This window comes from Actinophytocola sediminis (assembly GCF_054779715.1).
Genome location: NZ_BAAGXS010000038.1, coordinates 126,739 through 151,453, shown reverse-complemented (window position 1 = coordinate 151,453; position 24,715 = coordinate 126,739). Strand labels below are relative to the sequence as shown.

General features: G+C 70.8%; 17 protein-coding genes. 5 read left to right on the top strand and 12 right to left on the bottom strand.

The window, feature by feature from the left end:
- Window positions 1-12 precede the first annotated feature (12 nt).
- The 3 genes from ACYVIP_RS24115 to ACYVIP_RS24105 all read right to left on the bottom strand — a co-directional run bounded on the left by ACYVIP_RS24115 (window position 13) and on the right by ACYVIP_RS24105 (window position 3,970).
- Window positions 13-1,980 carry an ABC1 kinase family protein gene (locus ACYVIP_RS24115; RefSeq protein ID WP_460400087.1) on the bottom strand — a complete coding sequence of 656 codons (1,968 nt, stop codon included), beginning with the start codon at window positions 1,978-1,980 and terminating at the stop codon, window positions 13-15.
- 118 nt (window positions 1,981-2,098) lie between these two features.
- Complete coding sequence (locus ACYVIP_RS24110) at window positions 2,099-2,524, bottom strand: hypothetical protein (RefSeq protein ID WP_460400085.1); 426 nt, start codon at window positions 2,522-2,524, stop codon at window positions 2,099-2,101.
- A 252-nt stretch (window positions 2,525-2,776) separates the two neighbouring features.
- Entirely contained in the window at window positions 2,777-3,970 is a 1,194-nt protein-coding gene (locus tag ACYVIP_RS24105; RefSeq protein WP_460400083.1) for an AAA family ATPase, read from the bottom strand.
- 155 nt (window positions 3,971-4,125) lie between these two features.
- On the opposite strand from ACYVIP_RS24105, the gene ACYVIP_RS24100 reads away from it, so the two are divergent.
- The 4 genes from ACYVIP_RS24100 to ACYVIP_RS24085 all read left to right on the top strand — a co-directional run bounded on the left by ACYVIP_RS24100 (window position 4,126) and on the right by ACYVIP_RS24085 (window position 9,896).
- A complete protein-coding gene (locus ACYVIP_RS24100; RefSeq protein WP_460400081.1) occupies window positions 4,126-5,346 on the top strand; it encodes a cytochrome P450 in 1,221 nt (406 codons plus the stop codon).
- A 39-nt stretch (window positions 5,347-5,385) separates the two neighbouring features.
- Window positions 5,386-6,336, top strand: a complete 951-nt coding sequence (locus tag ACYVIP_RS24095) for an LLM class flavin-dependent oxidoreductase (RefSeq protein ID WP_460400079.1) — start codon at window positions 5,386-5,388, stop codon at window positions 6,334-6,336.
- A 16-nt stretch (window positions 6,337-6,352) separates the two neighbouring features.
- Entirely contained in the window at window positions 6,353-7,033 is a 681-nt protein-coding gene (locus ACYVIP_RS24090; protein ID WP_460400077.1) for a winged helix-turn-helix transcriptional regulator, read from the top strand.
- 109 nt (window positions 7,034-7,142) lie between these two features.
- A complete protein-coding gene (locus ACYVIP_RS24085) occupies window positions 7,143-9,896 on the top strand; it encodes an AfsR/SARP family transcriptional regulator (protein WP_460400075.1) in 2,754 nt (917 codons plus the stop codon).
- A gap of 39 nt (window positions 9,897-9,935) precedes the next feature.
- Here ACYVIP_RS24085 and ACYVIP_RS24080 read toward each other — a convergent pair whose 3' ends face one another.
- Together ACYVIP_RS24080 and ACYVIP_RS24075 are read right to left on the bottom strand one after the other, a co-directional pair.
- Complete coding sequence (locus tag ACYVIP_RS24080; protein ID WP_460400073.1) at window positions 9,936-10,763, bottom strand: peptidoglycan DD-metalloendopeptidase family protein; 828 nt, start codon at window positions 10,761-10,763, stop codon at window positions 9,936-9,938.
- A gap of 67 nt (window positions 10,764-10,830) precedes the next feature.
- Window positions 10,831-11,670, bottom strand: coding sequence for a peptidoglycan-binding protein (locus tag ACYVIP_RS24075; protein WP_460400071.1), 840 nt, complete (start codon window positions 11,668-11,670; stop codon window positions 10,831-10,833).
- Window positions 11,671-11,777: 107 nt separating this feature from the next.
- Between ACYVIP_RS24075 and ACYVIP_RS24070 the strand changes: the two genes are divergently transcribed.
- Window positions 11,778-12,113, top strand: coding sequence for an SCO4225 family membrane protein (locus ACYVIP_RS24070; RefSeq protein WP_460400126.1), 336 nt, complete (start codon window positions 11,778-11,780; stop codon window positions 12,111-12,113).
- Window positions 12,114-12,125: 12 nt separating this feature from the next.
- On the opposite strand, the gene ACYVIP_RS24065 is transcribed toward ACYVIP_RS24070, so the two are convergent.
- From ACYVIP_RS24065 to ACYVIP_RS24035, 7 genes are all read right to left on the bottom strand, one after another.
- Window positions 12,126-12,743, bottom strand: coding sequence for a flavodoxin family protein (locus ACYVIP_RS24065; protein ID WP_460400069.1), 618 nt, complete (start codon window positions 12,741-12,743; stop codon window positions 12,126-12,128).
- A 103-nt stretch (window positions 12,744-12,846) separates the two neighbouring features.
- Window positions 12,847-14,997, bottom strand: a complete 2,151-nt coding sequence (locus ACYVIP_RS24060) for a DUF6351 family protein (RefSeq protein ID WP_460400067.1) — start codon at window positions 14,995-14,997, stop codon at window positions 12,847-12,849.
- Complete coding sequence (locus ACYVIP_RS24055) at window positions 14,997-18,728, bottom strand: glycosyl hydrolase (RefSeq protein ID WP_460400065.1); 3,732 nt, start codon at window positions 18,726-18,728, stop codon at window positions 14,997-14,999. The genes ACYVIP_RS24060 and ACYVIP_RS24055 overlap by 1 nt, the downstream gene beginning before the upstream one ends.
- A gap of 12 nt (window positions 18,729-18,740) precedes the next feature.
- On the bottom strand, window positions 18,741-20,729 hold the full coding sequence (locus ACYVIP_RS24050) for a LamG-like jellyroll fold domain-containing protein (RefSeq protein ID WP_460400063.1): 1,989 nt from the start codon (window positions 20,727-20,729) through the stop codon (window positions 18,741-18,743).
- Window positions 20,730-20,780: 51 nt separating this feature from the next.
- Window positions 20,781-22,238, bottom strand: coding sequence for a sulfatase family protein (locus ACYVIP_RS24045; protein ID WP_460400062.1), 1,458 nt, complete (start codon window positions 22,236-22,238; stop codon window positions 20,781-20,783).
- Window positions 22,238-23,161, bottom strand: coding sequence for a dihydrodipicolinate synthase family protein (locus tag ACYVIP_RS24040; protein WP_460400060.1), 924 nt, complete (start codon window positions 23,159-23,161; stop codon window positions 22,238-22,240). The genes ACYVIP_RS24045 and ACYVIP_RS24040 overlap by 1 nt, the downstream gene beginning before the upstream one ends.
- A 14-nt stretch (window positions 23,162-23,175) precedes the next feature.
- Window positions 23,176-24,699 carry an ABC transporter substrate-binding protein gene (locus tag ACYVIP_RS24035; protein WP_460400058.1) on the bottom strand — a complete coding sequence of 508 codons (1,524 nt, stop codon included), beginning with the start codon at window positions 24,697-24,699 and terminating at the stop codon, window positions 23,176-23,178.
- Window positions 24,700-24,715: the final 16 nt, after the last annotated feature.

Sequence of the window (24,715 nt, the reverse complement as noted above, 5' to 3'; positions counted from 1 at the left end):
CGGCCGGGGAACTCAGCGTTCGACGCCCTGTTCGCGCGCCACCCGCCCGCGTTGGGCGCGGAACACCACGAACAGCAGCCGCAGCCCGAGCATCGCGCTGATCACCAGCAGGTTGTAGCCGAACACCTGGTGCAGCGTCAGGTCCTCGGTCACCCTCGGCCCGCTCGTGCTCGCCAGCAGCAGCACCGCCATCACGCCGGTGGCCGTCCCGGTGAACGCCAGCAGCAGCTCGTGCAGCAGCCCGGTGACCACGGCCCGGTCCCGCTCGTCGGCGAACAGCCGGACGTTCACCGACAGCCTGCCGTGTTCCAGCGCGGAGGTCACCCGGTCGACCCGGCGCGGCAGCCTACGCAGCACCGGCAGCAACGCCACGAGCTCGCTGGTCATGGTGCGGCGCACCGAGTCCGGGTGCAGCTTCTCGCCGATCAGCCCGGCGGCGAACGTGCGCGAGCTGGCCAGGATGTCGAAGCCGGGCGAGATCAGGGTCAGCGTCCCCTCCACGGTCGCGAGCGCGCGGAAGACCGCGGCGATCGGCGGCGGCACCGCCAGCCGGAAGTCCGCGATCAGCTGGAACATGGCGGTGAACAGGTCGATGTCGGGCGTGTGCCCGTGCCCGAGGTGCTTGGCGAGCAGCGCGCCGAGCGCCCGCTCCAGCCGCTGCTCGTCGATCTCGTCCGGCCGGTCGACGATCGCCAGCAACCCGTCCCGCAACCCGCCGGCATCGCCCCGGTCCATCGCCGCGAACAGGTCACGCAGCCCGTCACGCAGCCCGGTGTCCAGCCGGCCGACCGAGCCGAAGTCCAGCAGCCCCAGCCGCCCGTCGGCCAGCAACAGCACGTTGCCCGGGTGGGGGTCGGCGTGGAACACCCCGTGCAGCAACACCTGCCGCAGCAGGCATTCCAGCAGCGCCGTGGCCAGCCCGGCCCGCCGCTCCCGGTCGACCCCGCCGACCGCCGTGCGCACCGGCTCGCCGGCCAGCCGGTCCATCACCAGCACCCGCTCGCCGGACAACTCGAGGTGCACCACGGGCACCGCGACGTCCGTGCCGGCGTCGACCGCGGCGACGTTGCGGGCCTCCCGCCGGAAGTCGAGCTCCTCGACGAGCGCGTCGGCGAACCCCTCGGCGAGCTCGACCACACCGAGCGAGCGCGCCCACTTCGCGCGCAGCTGCAACGACCGCGCCACTCGGCGGATGATGTCGAGGTCCCGGTCGACGATCCGGTCCAGGCCGGGGCGCCGGACCTTCACGACCACTTCCTCGCCGCTGTGCAGCCTGGCCAGGTGCACCTGCGCGATGGACGCCGCGGCCAGCGGTTCCCGGTCGAACTCGGCGAACACCTCGCCGATCGGGCGGCCGAGCTCCTCGGTCAGCTCCCGCTCGACCTCGGCGAACGGCGCCGGCGGCACCTGGTCCTGCAGCCGGGACAGCTCGTCGATGTAGGCGGGCGGCAGCAGGTCCGCCCTGGTCGACAGCACCTGGCCGAGCTTCACGAACGTCACCCCGGCGTCCTCGAGCGCCCGGCGAAGCGAGCGCGCGAGCACCGCGTGCCGGGTGCTGTCCGCGTCCCGCCGGCCGACCAGGTACTGACCGATACCGTGCCGCACCGCGATCCGGCTGACCTGCGAGTACCGCCGGGTCCGCGCCAGCCGCCCGCGCACCGAGCGCACCCGGCCGACCAGCCCGAACCGACCGCCGCTCGGCACCGCCATCTCCGCGATGAACAGGAAGATCAGCGTGCCGAGGAACGCGCAGCCCGCGATCGGGATCAACAGCCCGAAGAACAGGTTGGGCGAGCGCTCAAGGGGCTGGGCGAGCTGGTAGACCAGCCGCACCGCGATCACCCAGCCGACCAGCGCACCGACCAGCGCGCGCACGGTCCCGATCCGGAACCCGAGCACCCGGCGGGAGGCCACCACCAACGGCCACAGCATCACCAGATAGACCGGCAGGGTGAGCAGACCGAACAAGAAAGCTGACATCGTGATCCGAACCGTGGACGACACTGGACGCCGCTGATGGAAGCACAACCGACCACCCGACGCTGACCTGGGCCAATGTGGACGAACCGGGTCAGCAGTCCGCGAGGACGATCACCATTCACCCACCTCCTCGACCAGCCAGGTGCCCGGCGCAACACCGCCGGGTGTCACCGGTGAACCAGTCCCAGGTTCGATTCGACCCGACTGGTGTGGTGTGCTGTCCAAGGCTCACCACCTTCTCGATCACTCGGGGTGCGTCGGACTCGCGATATCGCCTGGCTGACCTGCTCACCTGAGTCATCAGAATCCGCTTCGGGTCAGCCAATCGCCCGGTATCCCGCATCAGGTATTTCTGCGGAACCCGCCAGCCGGTCGCAACCTTGGCGAGCGCATCCGGGAACAGCAGCAGCCACGCCTCCATCTCCCAAGCCGCGAGGACATAGTGCGCCGTGTCGAACTGCTTTTCGAGTTCTTGCTGCACACGCTCGCGCGTCGTCACCAGATCATGGCCGTCGCACGCGTCGAAATCCTCGTGGACGAACACACACGCAACGGACGTTTCCTCTCGAGTGGCGCGCACGCACCTTCTTGGAAAGGACGCTGATCCGGTCCGACAGGTTCTTCTCAGTCGCCTGACGCAACCGAACGGAGTCACTGATCTCGACGATCCTACCCCGCATGTCAGGACAGAATGCCTCCAACAGAAGCCGTAGGCACGCACGGTCGTTGCTGTCCTCGCCAGCGACGACCACCACCGGTTTCCTGGTTGCCCGCTCGGACGTTCCCCCACGCCTGGTCACAGGTCACCACCCAGTGCGCCGGAGAACCACAGCTCGCCGAGCGGCAGCCCTTCGCTTTCCCGAACGATCCGTTCGACCTTCCTGGTAGGTATGGCGGGAATAACCGATGAGCCGTCATGCCGACGCTCACAGATAAGCAACTCGTCCGGCGTAAGCCGGTTGGCCATCGCCGGCGAATGCGTGGCGATCAGGAACTGTGTCCGATGGCTGGCATCGCGAAGCCGCTCCACCAGAAGCTCCAACGCCTGCGGATGCAGACCATGATCGATCTCTTCGACGCAGGTCAACGCTGGCGGGTTCGGGTCATAGAGCAGAGCCAGCAGACCAAGAAGTCGAATGGTGCCGAAGGAGGCGTCGGCGAGCTGAGTAGCCCGGCGCAACCCTTTCTCGCGCAACACGACGACGATCTCGCGAGCGGGGCCGGACGGATAGTCGAAGTCGATATCACTCAACTGCGGAAGCACGCTGGTGGCATCGTCAACCAATCGCAGCCATGCGTCCTCGTCCCGATTGCGCAGGCTCAGTAGGAATGCCGCCAGGTTGGCCGCATCCTCGTCCAGCTGCTCGTGCGCGCTCCGCGGGACTCGCGACGGCCTGCGGGCCGCATCGACGCTCACATCGAAGATCCGGAACGACGCCAGCCGCTCGGCGACGGTACTGACCTCTCGCCCACCTCGGTCGTCGGACAGTCTGGGCAAGGTGGACAAGCCGCTACTCATCCGCTGGATGCCGATCTCATGTTCCGTGGATTCACCATGATCGCTGTCGATACCCACCACAGCTACCTTCGCGCCACTGATCGTGATACGACGACCGCGTCCTTGTTTGCGCTTGAACTGAAAACTTTCGCGTCGGGTGAGGTTCGGACCAGCGTGGCCGATTCGCAACACGTACTCGTCCGGAGCGTTCATGCTGCTGTTGGTAGTCCAGGTCGCCTTGAGTTTCACCGTTATGGCGGATGGCATCTTCTCACCGCCGCGAAATACGACATCGGGGAAACCGCCACGTAGGAGCAACGCAGGTTCCAGGTCTGTACGGATCACGTCCGCGAGGAACCGGAACACCTCGAGCACGTTGGTCTTGCCCGCGCCGTTCGGTCCCACCAGGACGTTGAGCGGCCCAAGCGGAATAGACACCTTGCGCAGACTGCGGAAGTTCTCCACATCCAGTTGGATCAGGCGACGGTCCACGACGTTCCCCTCAGCGGTGTCCTGCGATGGTGTCCGATGCTAGATCATCAGTCCGAGGGTCTCCTGCTGCAAGCACAGACCCGGAACAGGACAGATCGCGCACCCCGGACTAGCCTGGACGGGGTCGGATTCCCGAGTTCTCGACGGGGAGCATCATGACCTCGGCCAACGAAGCGCCCGACCTGCTGTCCGCCGAGTTCGCGACGGATCCGTACCGGGCCTATCGCCTCATGCTCGACGGGCCGCCGCTGGTCTGGCACGAGGCCACGGGCAGCTTCCTCATTTCCCGCTACGAGGACCTGTTCCGCGCCTTCCGCGATCCGGTGTTCACCACCGACAACTACGACTGGCAGATCGCGCCCGTGCACGGCAGGACGATCCTGCAGATGAGCGGGCGCGAGCACGCCGTGCGCCGGGCGCTGGTCGCGCCCGCCTTCCGCGGCAGCACGCTGGAGCACCAGTTCCTGCCGGTCATCGAGCGCAACGCCCGTGCGCTCATCGACAAGTTCCGCCACCGCGGCTCGGTCGACCTGGTCGCCGAGTTCGCCAACCACTTCCCGATCAACGTCATCGTCGACATGTTGGGCCTCGACCAGGCCGACCACGCGCGTTTCCAGCGGTGGTACACCTCGATCATCGCGTTCCTCGGCAACCTCAGCCAGGACGAGGAGGTCACCTCGGCCGGGCTGCGCACCCGCGAGGAGCTGGCCGCGTACCTGATCCCGATCATCCAGCGGCGCCGGGACAACCTCGGCGACGATCTGCTGTCGGTGCTCTGCACGGCCGAGATCGACCAGACCCGGATGTCCGACGAGGACATCAAGGCCTTCGTCAGCCTGCTGCTCGCCGCCGGCGGCGAGACCACCGACAAGGCCGTGGCCAGCCTGTTCAAGAACCTGCTCGAGCACCCAGCGCAGCTGGCCGCGGTCCGGGCCGACCGCGGCCTGGTCCCCCGCGCGCTGGCCGAGACCCTGCGCTACAGCCCGCCGGTACACATGATCATGCGCCAGCCGGCCGAGGACGTGACGGTCAGCGGCGGCACGATCCCCGCCGGCAGCACGGTCATCTGCCTGATCGGCGCGGCCAACCGGGACCCTCGCCGGTTCGCCGACCCGGACACCTTCACCATCTTCCGCAACGACCTGCCGGCCGCCACCGCGTTCTCGGCCGCGGCCAACCACCTGTCCTTCGCGCTGGGCCGGCACTTCTGCGTCGGCGCGTTGCTCGCCAGGGCCGAGGTCGAGGTGGCGACCAACCAACTGCTCGACGCCCTGCCCGGCCTGCGCCTGGCCGACGACGTGGCGCCGGTGGAGCGGGGCGTGTTCACCCGGGGACCGGCCTCGTTGCCGGTCATGTTCACTACTACCGAAAACTGAACTTGACACTTCAATAACAAGAAGTCCACTGTTGCGCCCATGCTGAGGATCGGTTACCTGCTGCCGACACGGGACCAGGCCGTGCTCGGGGACCACGACCCCGGGCGGCTGGTCGCCCAGGCCCGGCGGGCCGAGGAACTGGGCCTGGACTCGGTCTGGGCCGGCGACAGCCCGGTGACCAGGCCACGCGCCGACCCACTGCTGCTGCTGGCCGCCGCGGCCCAGGCCACCGAGCGGATCATGCTCGGCACCGCGGTCCTGCTGCCGGCACTACGCCATCCGATCCTGCTGGCCCACCAGCTCGCCACCCTCGACCGGCTGTCGGCGGGACGGGTGATCGCGGGCATGGGCGCCGGGTTCCCGAACCTGAGCACCCACGCCCAGTTCACCGCGGTCGGCATCGACTTCGCCAGCCGCGTCGGCCGCATGGCCGAGTCGATCGACGCCATGCGGCTGCTCTGGTCGGGAGAGCCGGTGTCCTACCGGGGCAGGCACGTCGCCTTCGCGGACGTGCGGCTCGAACCGGCGCCGGCGCGGCCTGGTGGGCCGCCGGTCTGGCTGGCCGGCAGCGGCGCGCCGGTGCTGCGGCGGGTGGCCCGGCTGGCCGACGGCTGGCTGCCCTACCCGCCGACGGCGACGGCCTACGCGCAGGAGTGCCAGGTCGTCGAGCAGTCGCCGAGGCCGGTCACCCCCGCCCTGTACGCGACGCTGTGCCTGGACGAGGACCAGGAGAAGGCCACCCTGCGCCTGCGGGCGAGCATCGAGCGCTACTACAACGTGCCGCTGGACCTCATCGCCTCGTTCCAGGCCGTGTTCGCCGGCACCGCCCGCCAGGCCGCCGACTGGTTGACCGGCTACGCCGCGGCCGGCGCCCGGCACGTGGTGATCCGGCTGGCGACCGAGGACCACGACGCCGGCCTGGAGGAGTTCGCCGACCGGGTGCTGCCCCTGCTGCCCGGCCGCGCGCTCGTTCAGGAACAGGAAGCGTGAAGTCTAGGGTGATGAAGTGGAACAGCGAACGTACAACCAGTACTGCGCCACCGCGCGCACGCTCGACCTCGTCGGCGAGCGCTGGACGCTGTTGCTCATCCGCGAACTGCTGACCGGGCCGAAACGCTTCGGCGACCTGCAGGCCAGCCTGCGTGGCCTGGGCACCGGACTGCTGGCCGCCCGGCTCAGGCACCTGGAACGCGAGGGCCTCACACACCGGGTCACCCTCCCCCCGCCGGCCCGCACGCCGGCCTACGCGCTCACCGAGGCCGGCGAAGGACTCGGCCCGGCGATCCTTGAACTGGCCAGGTGGGGCCTGACCTGGGGAATGGGCGAGAAACGGGACAGCGAGACGTTCCATCCCGGCTGGGCGGTACTGGGCCTGCGGGCCTGCTTCGACGCCGAGGCCGCCGCCGGACTCCGCGCGGTGTACGAGTTCCGCGTCGACGACGAGGTCTTCCACGCCCGGATCGACGACGGCACCATCGAGGCGCGGCACGGGCCGGCCCAGCACCCGGACGCGACCGTCACGCTCAGCCAGGCCGCGTTCCTCCGGCTGACCAGCGAGAGCCGCCCGGTCGGCGAGGTGCTCGACGACGCGACGGCGACCGGCGACCGCGAGGCGTTGCGCAGGCTACGGACCCTGTTCCGGCTGCCCTCCCCGCGCGCCAGGACGGTCGACCAGCACACGCCCTGACTCGCGGCGCGCTCGCGTCACCAGGCAGCCTCGGGTAACGAGATGCTCCCAGGCGCGGAAAATATGTCACACTGCTTCAGCCAAGTCCTCCTCGAGAGAGGCTGCGCCGATGCGCATCCGGGTCCTCGGGTCGATGGAGGTGTTCGACGGCACCAGCTGGCAGCCGATCGGCGCCGCGAAGTGCCGCGCGGTCCTCGGCAGCCTGGTCGCCCAGGAACCCAACCCGGTGCACACCGACCAGCTCATCGACGAGGTCTGGCCGAGCACCCCGCCCAGGACCGCGCCCACCCAGATCCACGGCTACGTGATGCGCCTGCGCCGGCTGCTCGACGACCGGGACGCGGCGATCCTGGCCAGGTCGGCGCGGGGCTACCGGCTGGTGGCCGACGCGGGCGACGTGGACGCGCTGGCGTTCGAGTCGGGGGCGCTGGCCGGGATCGCGGCCGTACGCCGGGGCGACACCGACCACGGCTCGACCCTGCTCGGCGACGCGCTGGCGTTGTGGCGGGGCGCCCCGTTCGCCGACGCCGCCACCGGCGACCGGGTGCGGGCACGGGTGGAGCGGCTGACCGAACTGCGGCTGACCGCGATCGAGACACGCGTCGACGCGGAGATCGGTCTCGGGCGGCACGCGTCGGTGATCGGGGAGCTGCGGGCGCAGGTCGCGGAACATCCGTTGCACGAACAGTTCTGGCGCCAACTCATGATCGCGCTCTACCACACCGGGCGCCAGGCCGAGGCCCTGGACGAGTACCGCAGGCTGCGCGCCGTGCTCGTCGAGGAGCTTGGCTCCGAGCCGGGCGCGGGCGTGCGCGCCACGCACCAGCAGATCCTCGACGGCACCCTGCGCGCGGGCGGCGGCGCGCCCGTGGCCGTGCGCCAGCTCCCCGCCGTCATCCCGGACTTCACCGGCCGCCAGGCGCTGACCGACCAGCTCGTGGGCCACCTCGGCGCGGGCGATGGCGACGCGCCGGCGATCGCGGTCGTGCACGGCGGACCCGGCACCGGCAAGTCGACCGTCGCGTTGCGCGCGGCCCACCAGGTGGCCGGCGCGTTCCCCGACGCGCACATCTACCTCGACCTGGCCGGCACCTCCGGGCGGCCCCGGCCGGCGACCGAGCTGCTCGCGGAAACCCTGCGCTGCCTTGGCATCGAGGGGCAGTACCTGCCAGACGGGACGGCGGCGCGGTCCGCGCTGCTGCGGTCGCGGCTGGCCGACCGGCGCACGCTGCTGGTGCTCGACGACGCGGGCGGCTCGGCGCAGGTGCGCCCGCTGCTGCCGCCCAACGGCCGCAGCGCGGTCGTGGTCACCAGCCGGCACCTGCTCACCGACCTGCCGGGCGCCCGGCATGTCGAGCTGGGCACGCTCGCCCCGGCCGAGGGGTACGAGCTGCTCGCGCGGATCGCCGGCGCGGACCGGGTCGCGGCCGAGCCGGCGGCGGCGAGGGCGATCGTGGGCTACTGCGGCCACCTGCCGCTGTCCATCCGCATCGCGGGCGGCAAGCTGCTGGGGCGCCGGTCCTGGACGCTGGAGGTACTGCGCGCGCGGCTGGCCGACGAGTCCTCGCGCCTGGCCGAGCTGAAGCTGGGTGACCTGGACGTGCGTGCCAGCGTCGACCTGTCGCTGCGGTCCCTGCCCGAGGACGTGGTGCGGGGCTTCGGGTTGCTCGGTCTGCTCGGGCCGCACGAGTTCCCCGGCTGGGTGCTCGCGGCCCTGCTGGACCGGCCGTGCGCGGACGACGCGCTGGACGTGCTGGTCGACGCGAACCTCGTCCAGCTGGTGTCCGCCGACCACGCCGGCCAGCCCCGCTACCGGCTGCACGACCTGCTGCGTGTGTACGCGGCCGAACGGTGCGGCGCGGCCGGGAGCGACACCATCGCCGCTGCCCGCCGGCTGCTGTCGGCCTGGCTGGACCTGGTCACCCGCGCGCAGCGACGCAGGCCGCCGAGCCTGTTCGACCCGGTGGCCGACGCGCTGCCCGACTGGACGCTGCCCGCCGAGATCGCCGAGGGGCTGGTGGGTGACTCGTTGGCCTGGCTGGACGCCGACCGCGCGCTGTTGTCCTGGATGGTCCGGCTGGCCGCGCGGTGGCGCTGCGCCGACCTGTGCCGGGCGCTCACCGCCGCGCTCGTCCCGTACCAGGACGACCGCGCCCGCTACGACGACTGGCTGGCCAACCACGAGCTGGCACTGGGCCTGGCCGGGCACGGCGACCTCGGCCAGGCGGTGCTGCTGCGCGGCCTCGCGCACGTGCAGATCTATCGCGGCGAGCTGGCGGAGGCGGCGGGCAACATGAGCCGGTCGCTGATGTTGTTCCGCTCGGTCGGCCACGAGCTCGGCGAGGGGCTGGCCGCGTCGGGCATGGCGACGATCGACCGGCACCTCGGCCGGTACGACACCTCGCTGCGGTACGTGCACCGCTCGCTCGCCACGTTCGTCCGGGTCAGGGACCGTGCGAAGGAGGCCCAGCTGCGGTGTGCGGTCGGCAGGCTGATGGTCGCCACGGACCGGCTCGGCGACGCCCGCGACTGGTACACCCAGGCACTGGAGATCTCGGTTGCCGACGGGGACGTGCACCGGGAGGCGGTCGTCCTGAGTGGACTCGGCGAGCTGCGCCACCGCACCGGCGAGTCCGGCCGCGCGTTGCACGACCTCGACCGTGCGCTCGGCATCTTCACCGAGCTCCAGGACGACCGGTGCGTCGCGTTCACGTTGCTGACCTTCGGGCGGATCCACACCGACCTGCACGACCGCGACCGGGCGCTGCCGCCGTTGCTCCGCGCCGCGGAGATGTTCCGGCGCAACGGAAACCGGGACAGCGAACAGGACTGTCGCCAGCTGCTCGGGGTGTTGGACGGCTGAGGACCCCGGGCCGCACGGCGGCCCGGGGTCCAGTGTCAGTCAGGGACAGTTGGTCGTGCGCTTCACGTTGGTCTTGCCCCAGTAGACGGGGTTGCCGTCCCGGAAGGTCACCTTCTGCACCGCGCCGTTGAGCTTCTGCTCGTAGTGCAGGTGCGGGCCGGTCGAGCCGCCGGTGCTGCCGACCCGGCCGATCATCGTCTTCTCCGAGACACTCTGGCCGACCGAGACGTTCTGGGAGTTCAGGTGGGCGTAGAGCGTCTGCCACCCTCCACTGTGGTCGATCACGATGTAGCGGCCGTAGGAGGTGCTGCCGGTGTTGGCCACCTTGGACACCGTGCCGGGTGCCGAGGAGTAGACCATCCAGTTGAGATCGTCGGGATAGTGGTTGAAGTCCACCGCGTTCGCCGGGCTGTGGTTGGTGCGGGTGCCCGCCTCCCACGTCTCGCCACACGGGAACGGCAGCCAGAACTGGCCGGCCGTGCCCGGGTTGAACTGGTGGGAGGCGTTGTTGTTCTTCAACGTGGTGTTCAGGTTGCCCTTGGCGCCGGCCGCGAAGTTCTGCGACGCGCCGCCGTAGCCGGTGTTGAAGTAGACCCGCACGGTCACGCTGCTGCGGTTCCACACCGACGCCGCGTTGTTCTTGATGCACTCGCTCTGGCCGTTGCCGGCGCCCTTGAACTCGTAGCAGGACGGTTGGGTGGTGCCGTAGTCGGCGACCGAGCCGGAGAAGTCCGACACCGAACCGGCGTTGTCGCTGTTGTAGTAGTAACAGAACTCGCCGCTGTCACAGTTGCCGTCGCGGTCGGCCGCGGCCGCCGGTGTGGACATCAACGTGAGCCCCGTGGCGACCATGACAGCCGCGGCCATGGCGGCTGCCCCGGCCCTCCAGCTCAGTCTGCGCATACTGACTTCCAATCTGGTGCAGGGTTTTTGTTCAGCGGGTGGCCCGGAGGTACTGCTCCCAGGTCACCTTCGGCACCGCCGGACCGTCGTCCGGGCCGTTGCCGGCCAGGCCGTCGCGGCCGAGGTAGTACTTGCCGACCTGGTTCTGCGCGGGGGTGGACAGGTCGGTGTCGTTGACCGCCACGGCGTGGATGTGCCACGGCCAGTCATCCTGTGACGGGTCGCGCAGCCAGGCGGCGAAACCCACCTCGCGCAGCGCGATGAGCGCGGCGGTGCGCTGGTTTCCGGTCAGCGCCTCGGCGTCCAGGTCGACCACGCCACCGCCGTCGTGGGTGCCCGCCGAGGTGGGGTCCTCGCCCGGCGAGTAGGAGCCCTGTTCCAGCACGAACGGGACCTGCGCGCGCCGCTTGGCCTCGGTGAGCATGGCGACGGTCCTGGTGTTGACCGGGAAGCCCTGGTGCGTGGTGCGCGTGCCGGGGCCGATGGGGCGGGTCACGGTGAACCGGCCATCGCCCAGGGCGGTCAGCGAGGCCCGGCCCGGCAGGCCGTTGGCCGCCAGGCCGGTGTACCCGAGGGACTCCTGCCAGCGCCCGTAAGCCGCTCTTGTCGACGTGCCGAAGTGACCGTCGACGTAGGCCGCGGCCAGCAAGCCCTTGGCGGCGAGCGCCTTCTCGACCAGCGTCACGCTCGGGCCGGCGCCGGGAGTCAGGCCGGTGCCGTCCTTGACCGGGTCCAGTTGCGCGGCCAGCACGACCAGCTCCATGTCCGCGCCGGCGGCGTTCGCGGCGGCCACACCGGGGGCGAGCGAGGTCGCCACAACGGCGCCGGGCAGCACGGCCAGGAAGCCGCGACGGCTGAGGTGAGGGGACATGACGCCATCGTGGGACGGCGGCCTAACTCCCCACCTACATTCTCGCTACGTCTTTGAGCGCACGCGAGTCGTGGTCGTCAGATTCGTCGAGCGGCATACTGAGCACCATGGCACCGGAACGTGTTCCCTGGCGGTTGCGGTGGTTCGGGATCTGGTACCTGGTGCTGGTGATCGTCGTGGCGGTGGCGACGTGGGGTTGGCTCGATGAGCCCACCATCGGCGCGAGTTTTGGCGGTATCTGGCTGCACCTGGTGTGCCTACCAACCTCCCATATCCTGGTGGAGGTCGACGTTTCCGGTACCGGCCTGTCGAGCTTCACGTTGCTCGTGGCCGCGGGTGTGACACAGGGGGTCCTGCTCCTGACGGTGTGCTGGTGGCTCGACCGGCGATCACATTCCAGGAGCGTCGCGTCGACGACCTCGCCCACCGACGACAGAGTGTGAGAGGCCAGGAGATCAGGCGGACTTCGGTGGGTACCGCGACTCCTTCAGCAGCCGTGCCAGGTGCGCTGCGTTGGCGGCCACCGTGCGGTTCGTGCTGGCGACCGCGTCCGGGGTGCGGTCCAGGTCGTTGTAGTCCTTGGGGTTCATCGCCTCGTTGTTCCAGTATGTCCCGCCCTGGGCGGGCACGGTGAACCCGACGTCGTTGAGCGCCTGGAAACAGTCGGCGATGATCTTGTGGGCGCCGTCCTCGTTGCCCACCACCGCGACCACGGCCACCTTGCCGAACATCGACGGCCGGCCATGGTCGTCGGTCTCGGACAGCTCGGCGTCCAGTCTCTCCATCACCCGTTGCGCGATGCTCGACGGATGTCCCATCCAGGTCGGCACGGACAGCAGGAGGATGTCGGCGTCGAGGACTCGCCGCCGGATCTCCGGCCACTGGTCCCCCTCCCCCATGTCCGCCGCCACCCCGGGCCGCACGTCGAAGTCGACGACGCGCAGCAGGTCGCCCGGCACGCCATGGGACCGCAGCTCGTCGAGCACCTGCCGCGCGATGAGGTCACTGCTGGACGGCGCCGGAGACCGCTTGAGCGAGCAGGTCAACGCGAACGCCGTAAGCGAGGTCGCCATACCAGGGTCTACCCCGCCTCCGGCTCGCTAACCCACCGCGGTGAAGGCGTCCTTCGGCGCGCTGGACGCGAGGAAGGACGCCTTCACCGCCTCAGTCACCGCGTCAGTCGATGACCTGCCAGGTGCCGCGTGGGGGGCGCTGGCCGATGCCGGGCCTGGACCAGTCGCACACGCCTGATCGGAAGATGTCCCGCAGGCGGGCGCGTTCGGCGCGGGTGAAGTCGACCTCGTAGTCGCGCCAGTCGATCCGCTTGCGATGGCAGGTCACCACGTCGTCGGCCAGTGGCGCGCCGGCCACCAGCCGCGCGGTGGCGTAGGTGGGGAACAACCGCCCACACTCACCGGCGTTGTCCGCGGTGATCGGCTGGACGATCTTGCGGGAGTCGGCCCCTGGAGTCCAGCAGGCGTCGGTGAGCTCGGCCGGCCTGGCGCGGACCACCCGCTGGTGGTCCGGCCGGGCCGAGTCGTCGTCGGCCAGCGCGGTCAGCCATTCGTCCATACTGGACAGTGCGGCCCGCAGGGTGGGGCTGTTCAGGCTGAACCCGCCGTGCACGTTGTCCTCCACCAGGAAGACCTGGTTGTCCGCGTCGCCGTTGGCCGCCGCCAGCCGGGCCCTGGTGGCGAACCCGTGGGTGTTCATGTGGATGTCGCCGTTGACCGCGTCGTCGGAGTACGCGCGGTAGTCGATGATCGGGGTGTCGGCCAGGCCCATCCCGCCGGACAGGATGCGTCCGGTGCGGTACGCGGCGTCGCGCGCGACCGGGTCCGCCTCGGTGCGGCGCGCGGTCGGCTCCGCGTCGAGGTCCAGTCCGCCGATGCCGTCGTTGAGGTCGAGGAACTGCCGAGGCGTGAGCACGCCGGAGTTCAGCGCGGCCAGCCCGTACTGCACGCCGACGTTGTCCAGCGGGCGCCTGGCGAATCCGGTCTTCGGGTACCGGCCGAAGACGTTGGCGGTGTGGTCGTAGACCGTGCCGCGCGCGCCGCCGGGGTTGGCCCGCGCGTCATACCGCAGCTCGGCCGGCAGCACGGTGGGGAACTCGGCGTCCGGGTCCAGCCGTTTCGCGCCGTCGCTGAGGTTCCCGATGCTGCGCCAGACCCGGTAACCGGCGATCTGGCGCTGTTGCTCCTCGGTGAACTCCCCCGGCGCGACCTCGGTGAAGAAGTGGTCGAGCAGCCGGGAGTCGAACAGCGTGAAGTTCGTCGCGGAGATCACGTCCGGGAAGGACTGGCCGACCACGATGCCGTCCAGCAGCCCCGGGTAGTTGTCGGCGATCTGGTGGCTCTGGTAGGACCCGCCGGAGGCACCCCAGCCGATGGTGAACAGCGGATCGCCGTACCGCTCGACGAACCGTTCCTTCACCATCATCATCGTCTCGGCGGCCAGCAGGTCGTTGCAGTTGTTGCCGAAGACGTTCAGCGACGCCGACGCGACCGCGTAGCCCTGGCCGAGCATCTGCGGGGTGAGCACGCCGCCGGTGCTCGTGCCCTGGGTGTACCAACCGCCGCGGCAGCCGCCGCCGAAGGTGTAGATGAGCCGGTCGTTCCAGCCGGGACCCCGGCGGTCGAACGCGGGGTCCTCATCGGACGGATCGTGCAGCATGGAGATCTGGTAGATCGCCCGGTTGAGCGTGCCGGTCTCGATCCGGATCAGGAACGGCACGGTCTCGCCGGTGCTGGTGGTCGTCGTGGCGAGGTCGGCCGGCCGAACGGTGGGATCCGGCAGGGGCTTGGTCTGGTTGGCGGTCGACCGGTAGGCGTAGTCGACCCGGCTGGCCGCCGAGCAGTCATCGTCGAGCGGGGCTCCGAGGGTGCCGCCGTCGACCAGCTTGAACACGTCGGTGGTGCAGATGTAGGGCGTCTCATGGGGACCGCTGATGACCGGGCCGGTGGCCGAGTGGTTGGTCAGCACGAGTTGGTCGCGCCGCGACCCGGCCTTCACCACGAGCCGGTTCTTTCCCGGGCGGAGCCCGTCGACCAGGCCGGTGAGGGTGTGCCGGTCGGTGCCCGGCCGGAAGGCGTCGGTGACGTCCGCGCCGTTGAGCGTGAACCGCGCTCGCTCGCCGCGCGGCACGTCCGCGGCGACCAACACGTCGCCGGCGGTGACCATGTCGGGCCGGGCCGACAGCGCGGACAGCCGCGGCCCGGGTGCGTCCGCCGTCGCCGGCTGTGCCGACTGGACGGCGACGGTCGAGGCGAGCACCACGACGGCGCACGCCGCGGCCACTGTGGACCGATGTCTGGAGAGCAGGGTCATCATTGTCCTCCTGGCTCCGCGACCGGGTTCGCGTAGACGGCGAACTCGGCCAGTTGAGTGTTGTGACCAGGTTGGGTGGGATACCACCCCTGAGTGATGCGCAGCCGCACATAGCGCGCCGGCTTCGGCGTGACCGCCGTGATGTTGTCCGCCCTCGGTGCCTCCACTTCGGACCCGACGGTCTGCCACCGCCTGCCGTCGATCGACGTCTGCACGTCGAACGCCTTGGGAGCCCAGTTGCCCCGGCCGCGCGTGCCGACCGCGTGCACCACCGTCGGCAGGCCGAGGTCGACGCCGATGAACTCCGGCCGGTCGGCCGACGGTGCCTCCCCCGGCGTCTGGCCGCTCGCGGCCCAGTACGTCGAGGTCCGCCCGTCGGTCAGGAACGACGGCGGGTGCTGGTACTGGTAGCTGGCCGCCCAGACGCGCGGATACGGGCTTCCGGTCGGGTTGAGCGCCAGGTTGTCGGAATGTCGAAGCGACACGTACGCCTGCCCACGCGTCCCGTTCGTCGCCGCCACATCGATCACCAGACCAGACGACCCCGTCTGCTGCCAACCCCGCACCCGCACCGGCGTGGTCACCGACGACCGACCAGGAATGCGCAATCTTGGCTGGTCAGCGACCGCGTGCACGCCGTCGCCGGTGGACACGTCGACCGACACCGTCACCGGTCTCGGCGAGTGGTTGGCGATCCGGACGCGAGTCTGGTTGGCACCGCCGGCCGCCAGCGGCAGTTCCCGCTCCAGTGCCTCGACGGTCATGGTCGGCTGTCGCGCGTCGACCGGGGTCAGGCGCACCGGGCCGAGCAGGCCGTAGGCCTGGCGTTCGCGGCCGGCCGCGCCGGTTCCCGGGGCCACCCGGACCGCGTTGATCAGTGTCGACGAGACCCGGACCTCGACGGTGTTCCTCCCAGGGCGCACCAGGTGGCCGACCTCGACATGGTGCGGGTCCTGGGGGTTGAGCGCCGGCAGGCGGGTGCCGTTCACGGTGACCGTCGCGGTGTCCACGACGGTGCCCAGGTCGAGGTGCGCGGTGCGCACGCCGCGCCAGGCATCGTCCACAGTGAACGTCGAGCGGTAGGTGCCCACCCCGGACACGTCACCCAGATCGACGTCGTAGCCGTTGGCCGGGGTGATCGCCGACCACGGCGGCAGCGCGCCCCGCTCGCCGGCGACCACCGGCGTCGGCGGCAGCGCCGTTCTGGTGGTGTCGCCGGGTAGTCCGGTCGGACCTCGTTGCCAGCTCTCCACCTGCAGGGTCCAGTCGTCGAGCAGCGCCGGGGCGAGCCCGTCGCCGCGTGCGCCGGTCGGCCCGGTTTCCGGTGCGGCCGCTGGGCGGAAGGTGTCGTCCTGGCGCGTGGTCAACGCGATCACCTTGGTGTCGGCCGGTTCCATGGCGACGTCGACGACCACACCGTGCGCGGTGCGCCGGTAGTCGGTGAGTGGGGTGATCTCGCCGGTCCAGGTGTCCAGTTCGTACGGTCGGCCGTCGCCGGTGAGCGTCAGCGTTTGCTCGGTCGCCCACGAGCGTTGGTTGAACAGGTAGTAGAGGTCGGTGTTCCGGTCGGTACGGCGCACGCTCAACACGTCGGCCGAGTCGGTCGCGTGTGCGGCGGCGGGACCTATCCCGAGCCGGGCGAGCAGGTCCGGCACGGCGGTCAGTTCCGCGACCCGGTGCACGGTCGGCCGCCGGACCAGGGTGGCGATCACCCGGCGCAGTTCGGCGTCCGCGGCCGCCGCGTCGTGCAGGCCCGGGGTGGCCGACGGCAGGTCGCCGACGAACACGACCGGCAGCCCGTCCCTGGCCAGGCCGGCCAACCGGCGGGCCGTGTCGACCGCCATCGTCTGCTGGTCGGCAAGGACGATCGCCTGGTAGTTGCCCGCCTCCGGGAACAGCCGCCCGTGGGACACCCGCGCCGAGGGCAGCCGCAGGTTGGCCGGGCTGAGGTACTCGTGGGTGTAGCCGTGTTCGGCCAGCGGCGAGTCGCTCTCCAGCAGGCGGTCCGGACCGGTGAGCCGGGTCGCCGGTGACCGCAGGCCGAAGTCCTGTAGGTACATGGCCACGTCGAAGGTCGGCCTGCCGTGCCGCAGCACGAGTTGCAGCCGGGCGAGGCGGTCGTTGATCGCCCGGTGGTCCGTCCAGTTCGGACCGCCCTTCGCGCCCCACCCTTCGGCGAAGGAGGTGTTGCCGCCGTAAGACATGCCGGGCCACACGGTCTGGTCGGTGGTTCCCTCGCCCTTGGTCAGGTACGGGTAGCCGTGCCACACCACCTGGGTCACGCCACCGGCGTAGCCGCGGTACACCGACCGCAGGTTGGCCGGCGGCTGCCAGCCGCCCGCGGTCGTCGCCCACACGTTTTCCCTTGCCGCGCAACACTCGCTGGACACGACCGGGGTGCCGTTGAGGTGTGCGCCGACCGACACCAGGCGGTAGGCCTCGATGTTGTCGTAGAACACCAGCGACTCGCCCTCCGGCACGTCGACGTGGCTCGCGGCCTCCGGGGTGTCGATCGGACCGCCGTAGGGCTGGGCGCGCAACGCGAGCCCACGGTCGTTCGCCCAGTCCCGCAGGGGATCCAGCCGCGCGTCGAGGTACAGGTCGTTCCAGGTCTGCCGGTAGTCGGTCCGGACGCGCTGGCCGCTGCCGTCGGTGAACTCGAAGGTCGGGTCGCCGGTGAGGCCGGCCGATCCCGCGCCGGCCAGCGCCGGCAGGACCGAGATCGGCGAGTAGCCCCGCCGCCGCTGCCATTCGCCGGCGAAGTCCCAGGTCCACTTGGGAGACTCGCCGAGCTCGAGCGAGTCCTCGAACAGGTCGACCCGGCCGACGGCGTCGAGTGCCCGGCGCACCGGCGGCACGAGGATGGACGAGTCGTAGAACTCCGTGGTCGCGCGCACCCCCTGCTCGCTGAGATGGTCGAGGAAGTAGTTGGGCTTGGTCGTGGTGAAGTTGTTGCGCAGCTGGCCGTCGCCGGTCTGGAAAACGCCGATCAGCACATAGGTGTCCGCCGCGTCGCCGGGCACGTCCACGCGCAGCGTGCCGTCGTCACCGACGCTGCCGGTGACCTCCCGCACGCTGTCGCGGTGCAGCAGCACGGGACCGTCGCCGCCGGCGCAGGTCGCGTCCGCGCAGCGGGCGAGCAACGCGGCGATCGTCGTGCGGTGCGCGCCCGCCGGCGGCCGGGGGTCGTAGTTGGCCGGCAGCGCGCCGGCATACCGGGTGCCGCCGGTGAGGAAGGCGTGCGAGAACACCAACTGTTGGGACGCCCGGGGATCGTTGACGTCGGTCACCGTCGGCACGATGGCCGGCCACCGTGGACTGATCGTGAGGTCCAGCGCGAGGTCGAGTCTGTCGGCCTGCTCGGCCATCGTCTGGACCTTGCGCGCCCACGCCGGTGAGCCCCAGCCGTACTCGGCGAGGAACGCCGGATCGAACGCCCGGGGACCGGCGGCGGTCGTGGTCTGGACCTCGGCGCCGCCGGCGCCGATGGCCTTCATGTCGGCCAACTCGGCGCGCAGTTGGTCGTCGTCGGTGAAGGCCATCGGCATCCACCAGCGGTACTTCGGGCGCACCGTCGGTGGGGGGTCGGCGAAGGTCGCCGCGGTCAACGCGGGCGCGTCGCCCGCCTGCGCCTCGGCCGTCGGCTCGGCGGCCAGGCCGCCGCCGAGCATCGACGTGAGCAGGGCACCCACGGCCACCAGGGCCGCGTTCCTGGAACGTGCGCGGCGCATCGCGGTCGCCGCTCAGGCGCCGGGTGGGAGGACGGCGTCCATCGGCAGGTGTGCGGTGAGGCCCCGGATGCCGCCGGGAAGGCCCGCGCGCAGCCGGTGCAGCTCGGCGCCGGTGAGCGCGCGGTCGTAGACCCGGAACTCGTCCATGGCACCGTGGAACCGGTTCGCCCCGTCGAGCCGCTGTCCGATGTAGACCGGTGTGGGGTCGCTCCCCTGGACCGCACCGCGCGCGCCGGACGCCGAGGCGACCGGGTCGCCGTCGACGAGCAGGGTGACCGTGCCGCCCTGGCGGCGCAACGCGACGTGGTGCCAGCGACCGTCGGCGTAGTCGTCGCGGGAGGTCACGCTCGCCGAACCGGATGCGGTGGTCACCATGCCCCGGAGGCGGTCGCGGCCTGGCTCGGCCCGAAGCCACACCTGCGGCTCACCGTCCAGGCCGTACGCCCAGAACACGGCCTGGTCCCGGCTGGTGTCGTCGTACCTGATCCAGGTGGACACGGTGAAGTCGCCGGTGCCGAGGACCGGGGTGGTCCGGTACGGCAGCTGCACCCGGCCCCGCTGGCCGTCGAAGCTCAACGCCCGGCCGTGCCGGCCCCTGGTGGTGGTGACGCCGTCGAAGACCAGCGCGGACCGGCCGGACAGGTCGTGGGTCCTGGACGGGGTGTGCAGGTCGCGGGTGCCGAGCCGGGTGAACGCGATCTCCGAGCGGTAGTCGGTGGTGCCGCGTTCGTAGAGCAGCCCGAGGTCACCGCCCGGCAACCGCACCATGTCGGAATACCCGCCCCAGCAAGCACATTCCGCCACCGAGACGTCGCGGTCGTTGGTGCCCAACACCTGCACGCCCTCGTCGGTGGAGTCCAGCGGGGTGTCCACGGTCTGCCAGGTGCGCCCCTCGTCGAACGAGGACCGCAGGGTCGGCCGGATCCGCGGCTCCACGTTCACCGACGGCGCCATGGTGATGATCCGGTTGTAGGCGTCGCCGTCGTCAGTCGCCCGCAGCCGCACCGCCGACGACTGGATGGGCGGTGCCTCGAACCCGGGCAGCAGGGTGTAGTCGCGGTGGTAGGTCGCGCCGCCGTCCTTGCTGATCGCGATCGCCCGGTGCGGCCGGACGTTCGGGTCGGCCTCCTCCTCGGGCGTACCGCCGGAGAAGTTCTGTCGGGTCCAGACCATGACGTCGCCGTTGGCCAACTCGACCAGGCTGTGTTCCTGGGGAACCAGTTGGCGCTTGGCGGGATACTGCACCTGGGCGCCCCGCTGCCAGGTGTCGCCGCCGTCGTCGCTGTGGACGAGCATGGCCCCGTGGGCGGTGCCGTTGCCGTAGTTGACTCCCGCGATGAGCCGGCCGGCGTGCGCGCCCCGGGTGAGCTGGATGGCGTGCACCGGCCCGGTCGCGTAGTGCCCCCACGCGGGATCGTCCAGTTGGGACAGGGTGTTCGGCGTGGTCCAGGTCCGCCCGTTGTCGTCGCTGTGCACCACGTACGGGGTGCGCGGCGCGGTCCGGTGGTTCTGGCCCGGGTTGTTCGGGTCGACCGGGTTGTGCGTGCCGAGCAACACGATCCGCCCGTCTGGCGCCCTGGACTCGGTGGCGCCGGGCACCTTCCGGTACACCACCGGGCCGGGGTTGCCCCTGGTCGCCGGCGCCACCGGATCGGCGGGTTCGCCCCGGACCACCGTCTGGATCGGCAGCCACTCGGTGGCGCCCGGGGGCAGCCGCCGGACGACCGTCTCGATGTTGGACTTGTCGGCGCAGGTGTGGAACCGGTGCTCGGCGAACGCCAGCAGCGACCCGTCCGCTGCCCGGATGACCGCCGGGATGCGGTAGCACCCCGACGGCACGTTCGGGCTGGAGAACAGCACGGTGGTCCGGTCGCGGAACGGGTCCACAGTGGAATCTTCGGTGGCCGCCGGCGCGCTCTGGCCGGCCGACAACACCGTCGCCGCGCTCACCACGCAGGCGATCAGCAGCGCGCGATACCGAGTCGAACGATGAGTGGTCACAATCGGTCCTCTCCTCAGCAGCTGTCAGGAGGCGGAAAGTCTCGAGTCGGGTCAGGACTCGGTGCGGTGCCTGGCCACCGCGCTGGTGAACAGCTCGTGCCTGGCCGTGCGGTCGCCGCTGGTGACCGCACGGCGGGCGGGGGCGGCGGGGTCCAGATAGGTCGGTGGCGTCGCGTCGTGCAGTGCCCACCGCGCGGCGGCCGCGCGCAGCCGAGCCAGCACGTCGTCATGGGCCGGATCGGTGGCGAGGTTCGTGTGCTCGTAGGGGTCTTCGGTCAGGTCGAAGAGCGCTTCCCCGGCGGCGTCGGACCACAGCAGCTTGTACCGGTCGGTGCGGGCCATCCCGGCGACGCCGTGCCGGCGGTCCTCGGCGAAGACGTGGTCGTGCCCGGCGGCCGGGTCGGTCAGGTCCTTGCCGGGCAACGGTGTCGCCGCCGCCAGCCCGCAGGCGGACAGGATCGTGGGGGCGACGTCGATCAGCGAGACCAACGCGTCCGACGCCTCGGCGCCTCGCCGCCGCCCGGGGAACTTGACCAGCAGCGGCACTTTGACCACCGGGTCGTACATCGGGCCATCCTTGAGCAGCAGGTGGTGGAAGCCGAGGTACTCGCCGTGGTCGGCGGTGAAGACGATCAGGGTGTCGTCGTAGAGCCCGCGTTGGCGCAACAGGTCGAGCAGGCGGCCGACCTCGTGGTCGAGGTGGCTGATGGTGGCGTAGTAGTGCGCCATCACCTGCCGCAGCCGGGGCAGGTCAAGGGGTTCGTAGTCGAAGTACTCCCGCCGGTGTCGCCGGTCGGCGGCCGGCACGGCGTCCGTCCACCCGGGTAACGGGGTCAGTGCCGCCGGATCGTAGGCGTCGTCCCAGCCGGCCGGCGGGTCGAACGGGTGGTGGGGCTTGATGAACGACACGTGCAGCAGTTGGCCGCCGGCGTCGGACCAGCCGGCGAGCACCCGCCGCGCCCGTCTGCCGATCCAGGTGGTGGAGTGCCACTCCTGCGGCAGGTTCGACCGGCCGCTGCCGTAGGTGTCCCAGTAGGACGGTGGGGCCTGCGCGCGGAACTCCCGCTCCTGGTCGTACAGGTCGGTCAGCGGCGCGAGCCCGGCCACCACCAGCTCCCGGTGGTAGTCGTCCTCGTACCGGCCGGGCCCGTGCTGCTCGGCCAGCGCCATATGGTCGTAGCCGACGTCGAGATAGGTCGGCGTGAAATGCATCTTGCCCACCGCCGCGGTCTGGTAGCCCGCGCGGCGCAGCGCCTTGGGGAAGGTCTCGATCCCCGGGGCGAGGGTGCAGTGGTTGTCCCAGCCACCGTGCTGGCGGACGTGCAGGCCGGACATCAGCGAGTACCGGGACGGGGTGCAGACCGGGAACGGGCAGTACGCGTTGCGATACCGCACGCCGTCGGCGGCGAGCCGGTCCAGGTTCGGCGTACGCACATCCGGGTTCCCCGCCACGCCAAGGCAGTCCGCCCGGAACTGGTCTGCCTGGATGACCAGGACGTTGCGCGCCATCACCGGCTCCGGTCGGGGAACCCGAGCGCGGTCACCTCGGCGTGCAACGCGGCCAGCCGCTCCGGGCCGGGAGACACCAGCGGCGGCCGGCATCCGCCACAGTCCACACCGGACAGCGCGCCGAGCGCCTTGAAGCCGACCAGCTCCCCGCCGTACCGCGCGGCCGTGTCGATGACCTGTTGGGCGAGTTGCTGACACTCCCGCGCCTGCGTCAGCTCGCCCCTGGCCGCGTGGCCGAGCAGTCGTTGGAACAGCGGGCCGGCGAAGTTGTACACCGAGCCGATCGCCGCCCTGGCTCCCCACTGCCACGCGGCGAGCACCAGCTTGGCCACGCCGACGAACACCTCCTGTTCACCGGCGGCCAGGTACAGACACCGTTGCAGGTCGACCATGTCGTTGTGCGCGAACTTGACCCCGGCGAAGGTCGGGATCTTCTCCCGCGCGGCCACCAGCACGTCGCTGGCCCGCAGGTGCACGCCGGTCATCGACGGGATGTGGTAGTAGGTGAACGGCAGTGTCGGTGCGGCGTCGGCGATGGCCGCGCAGACGTCGACCAGCGCGGACACCGTCTCCGGCCGGTGGAAGTACGGCGCGACCGCGGAGACCGCCTTCACCCCGACGGACTCGGCGTGCGCGGCCAGCCTGCGCGCCTCGGTGAGACTGGAATGTCCCACGTGGACGATGAGGTCCAGCCGGCCGGCCGCGACCTCGGACCACCGGTCGACCAGCGCCATCCGCTCCTCGGTCGACAGCGACGCCCCCTCGCCCGCGGTCCCGCCGACATAGGCCGCCACCGAGCCCCACGCGACCAGGTCGTCGGCCTGCTTGGCCACGGTGTCCAGGTCGAGCTCACCGGTCTCGGTGAACGGGGTGAACACCGCGGTGAGCAGCGCCATGTCGGGTCCATCAGTGGAATACAGCATGCGGCCCGCTTCTCCTAGCCCTTGGTGTCGGTGAGGTTGACGAAGTCGCGGGCGTCGGTGACCAGGCCGGTGATGCGCTTGTCCAGCGCGAACAGCGACGGCTTCGTGGTGACGCCGACCGCCCATGCCTCGTCGACGAGGACCCTGTTCAGCTCGGCGTAGGCGGCCTGCTGGTCCTCGGGGGTGATGGCCGAACCCGCGGCGGCGACCGCGGCGACATACGCTGGCGGCACCTTGTCGAGGAACGTGGTGTTCGCGTCGGTGGTCAGCATCTGCCGGCCCCGCGCGATCAGCGACGGGCTCTGCAGGTTGTTCGGCTGTGCCGCGGCGGTGCACTGCAGCTTGCTGGCGAACAACGCCTCGAGGTAGGCCGCCTCCTCCTGCGGGGCGATCTCCAGCTCGAAGCCGATCTTCTTCAGGTCCGCCTGGATGATCTCCAACGTCGACACGTCCGGCGTCCCCGACGCCACCCCCGCGACCGCCGTGCGTGCGCCACCCGACCGCTCGAGCAGTTCCCCGGCGACGTCGAGGTCGAACCCGTGTGAGTCCAGATAGGACTTGTCGAACGCGGGCGATGACGGCATGAACGCGGTGTACACCGGGTCGCCGATGCCGAAGTTGACCTGCTTGAGGATGCGGTCGCGGTCGATCGCGCGCGCCAGCGCCTGGCGCAGGAGCTTGTTGTCGAACGGCGGGATGGTGGCGTTCATGAAGAAGATCGACATCCGGCCACCGCCCTCCACCATGGTGAACCGGTCGCGCAGCCGGTCGGCGTGCCGGAACCCGATGTAGGCCGCACCGTCGACCGACGCCGACTCCAGGCCGGCGACCAACGCGTCCTCGTCGGTGAAGAACCGGTACTCCACCTCGTCCAGGAACGGCTTGTCCTGGTCGTAGAAGTCGGGGTTTCTCTTCAGCACCAGACGCTGGTCGCGCCGGAACTCCCCGAGCAGGAACGGGCCGGAGCCCGCGGGCTGGTGTTCCAGCTTCGCCGGAACGTTGTCGGCCGCCAGGATCATCGGGAAGGCGAACATCCAGTCGAGCACGAGCGCCTCTGGCGTTGCCTGCGTGAAGTCCAGGCGCGCGGTCCGCTTGTCGACCGCGGTCGCCGAGGCGATGAACGCGGTCGGCTGGGCGAGGGTGAACCCGGCGTTGGGGTCCTTGGCCCGCTTGACGCCGGCGACGACGTCCTCGGCGGTCACCGGCTCCCCTGAGTGGTACTTCGACTCCCGCAGGGTGATGGTCACCGAACCCTTGTCCGGCGCGAACTCCCACTTCTCGGCGGCGGCCGGGATCGGCTCGTAGGTGCCGTCGGCCGGGTAGTCGATCAGGTAGGTGTAGAAGGCGTGGATGTGGATGTCGGTGTTGGTGAGGTAGGGATCGAACTGCATGATCTTCGTCGTGCCGAGCGTGATCCTGCCGGTCGGGGCGCCGCCATCGCCACCAGCGCTGCCGGAGCCGCAGGCGCTGAGCAGTGGCGCGCCGGCGAGCGCGCCGACCGCGAGAAAACCGGTCCGCAGCAACGCTCTGCGGCCCATGATGCGGGACTGGATC

Coding starts and splice junctions, on each gene's coding strand:
- ACYVIP_RS24115 (WP_460400087.1), bottom strand. CDS start 1,980: ATGTCAGCTTTCTTGTTCGGTCTGCTCACCCTGCCGGTCTATCTGGTG.
- ACYVIP_RS24100 (WP_460400081.1), top strand. CDS start 4,126: ATGACCTCGGCCAACGAAGCGCCCGACCTGCTGTCCGCCGAGTTCGCG.
- ACYVIP_RS24095 (WP_460400079.1), top strand. CDS start 5,386: ATGCTGAGGATCGGTTACCTGCTGCCGACACGGGACCAGGCCGTGCTC.
- ACYVIP_RS24085 (WP_460400075.1), top strand. CDS start 7,143: ATGCGCATCCGGGTCCTCGGGTCGATGGAGGTGTTCGACGGCACCAGC.
- ACYVIP_RS24080 (WP_460400073.1), bottom strand. CDS start 10,763: ATGGCCGCGGCTGTCATGGTCGCCACGGGGCTCACGTTGATGTCCACA.
- ACYVIP_RS24075 (WP_460400071.1), bottom strand. CDS start 11,670: ATGTCCCCTCACCTCAGCCGTCGCGGCTTCCTGGCCGTGCTGCCCGGC.
- ACYVIP_RS24070 (WP_460400126.1), top strand. CDS start 11,778: ATGGCACCGGAACGTGTTCCCTGGCGGTTGCGGTGGTTCGGGATCTGG.
- ACYVIP_RS24065 (WP_460400069.1), bottom strand. CDS start 12,743: ATGGCGACCTCGCTTACGGCGTTCGCGTTGACCTGCTCGCTCAAGCGG.
- ACYVIP_RS24060 (WP_460400067.1), bottom strand. CDS start 14,997: ATGACCCTGCTCTCCAGACATCGGTCCACAGTGGCCGCGGCGTGCGCC.
- ACYVIP_RS24055 (WP_460400065.1), bottom strand. CDS start 18,728: ATGCGCCGCGCACGTTCCAGGAACGCGGCCCTGGTGGCCGTGGGTGCC.
- ACYVIP_RS24045 (WP_460400062.1), bottom strand. CDS start 22,238: ATGGCGCGCAACGTCCTGGTCATCCAGGCAGACCAGTTCCGGGCGGAC.
- ACYVIP_RS24040 (WP_460400060.1), bottom strand. CDS start 23,161: ATGCTGTATTCCACTGATGGACCCGACATGGCGCTGCTCACCGCGGTG.
- ACYVIP_RS24035 (WP_460400058.1), bottom strand. CDS start 24,699: ATGGGCCGCAGAGCGTTGCTGCGGACCGGTTTTCTCGCGGTCGGCGCG.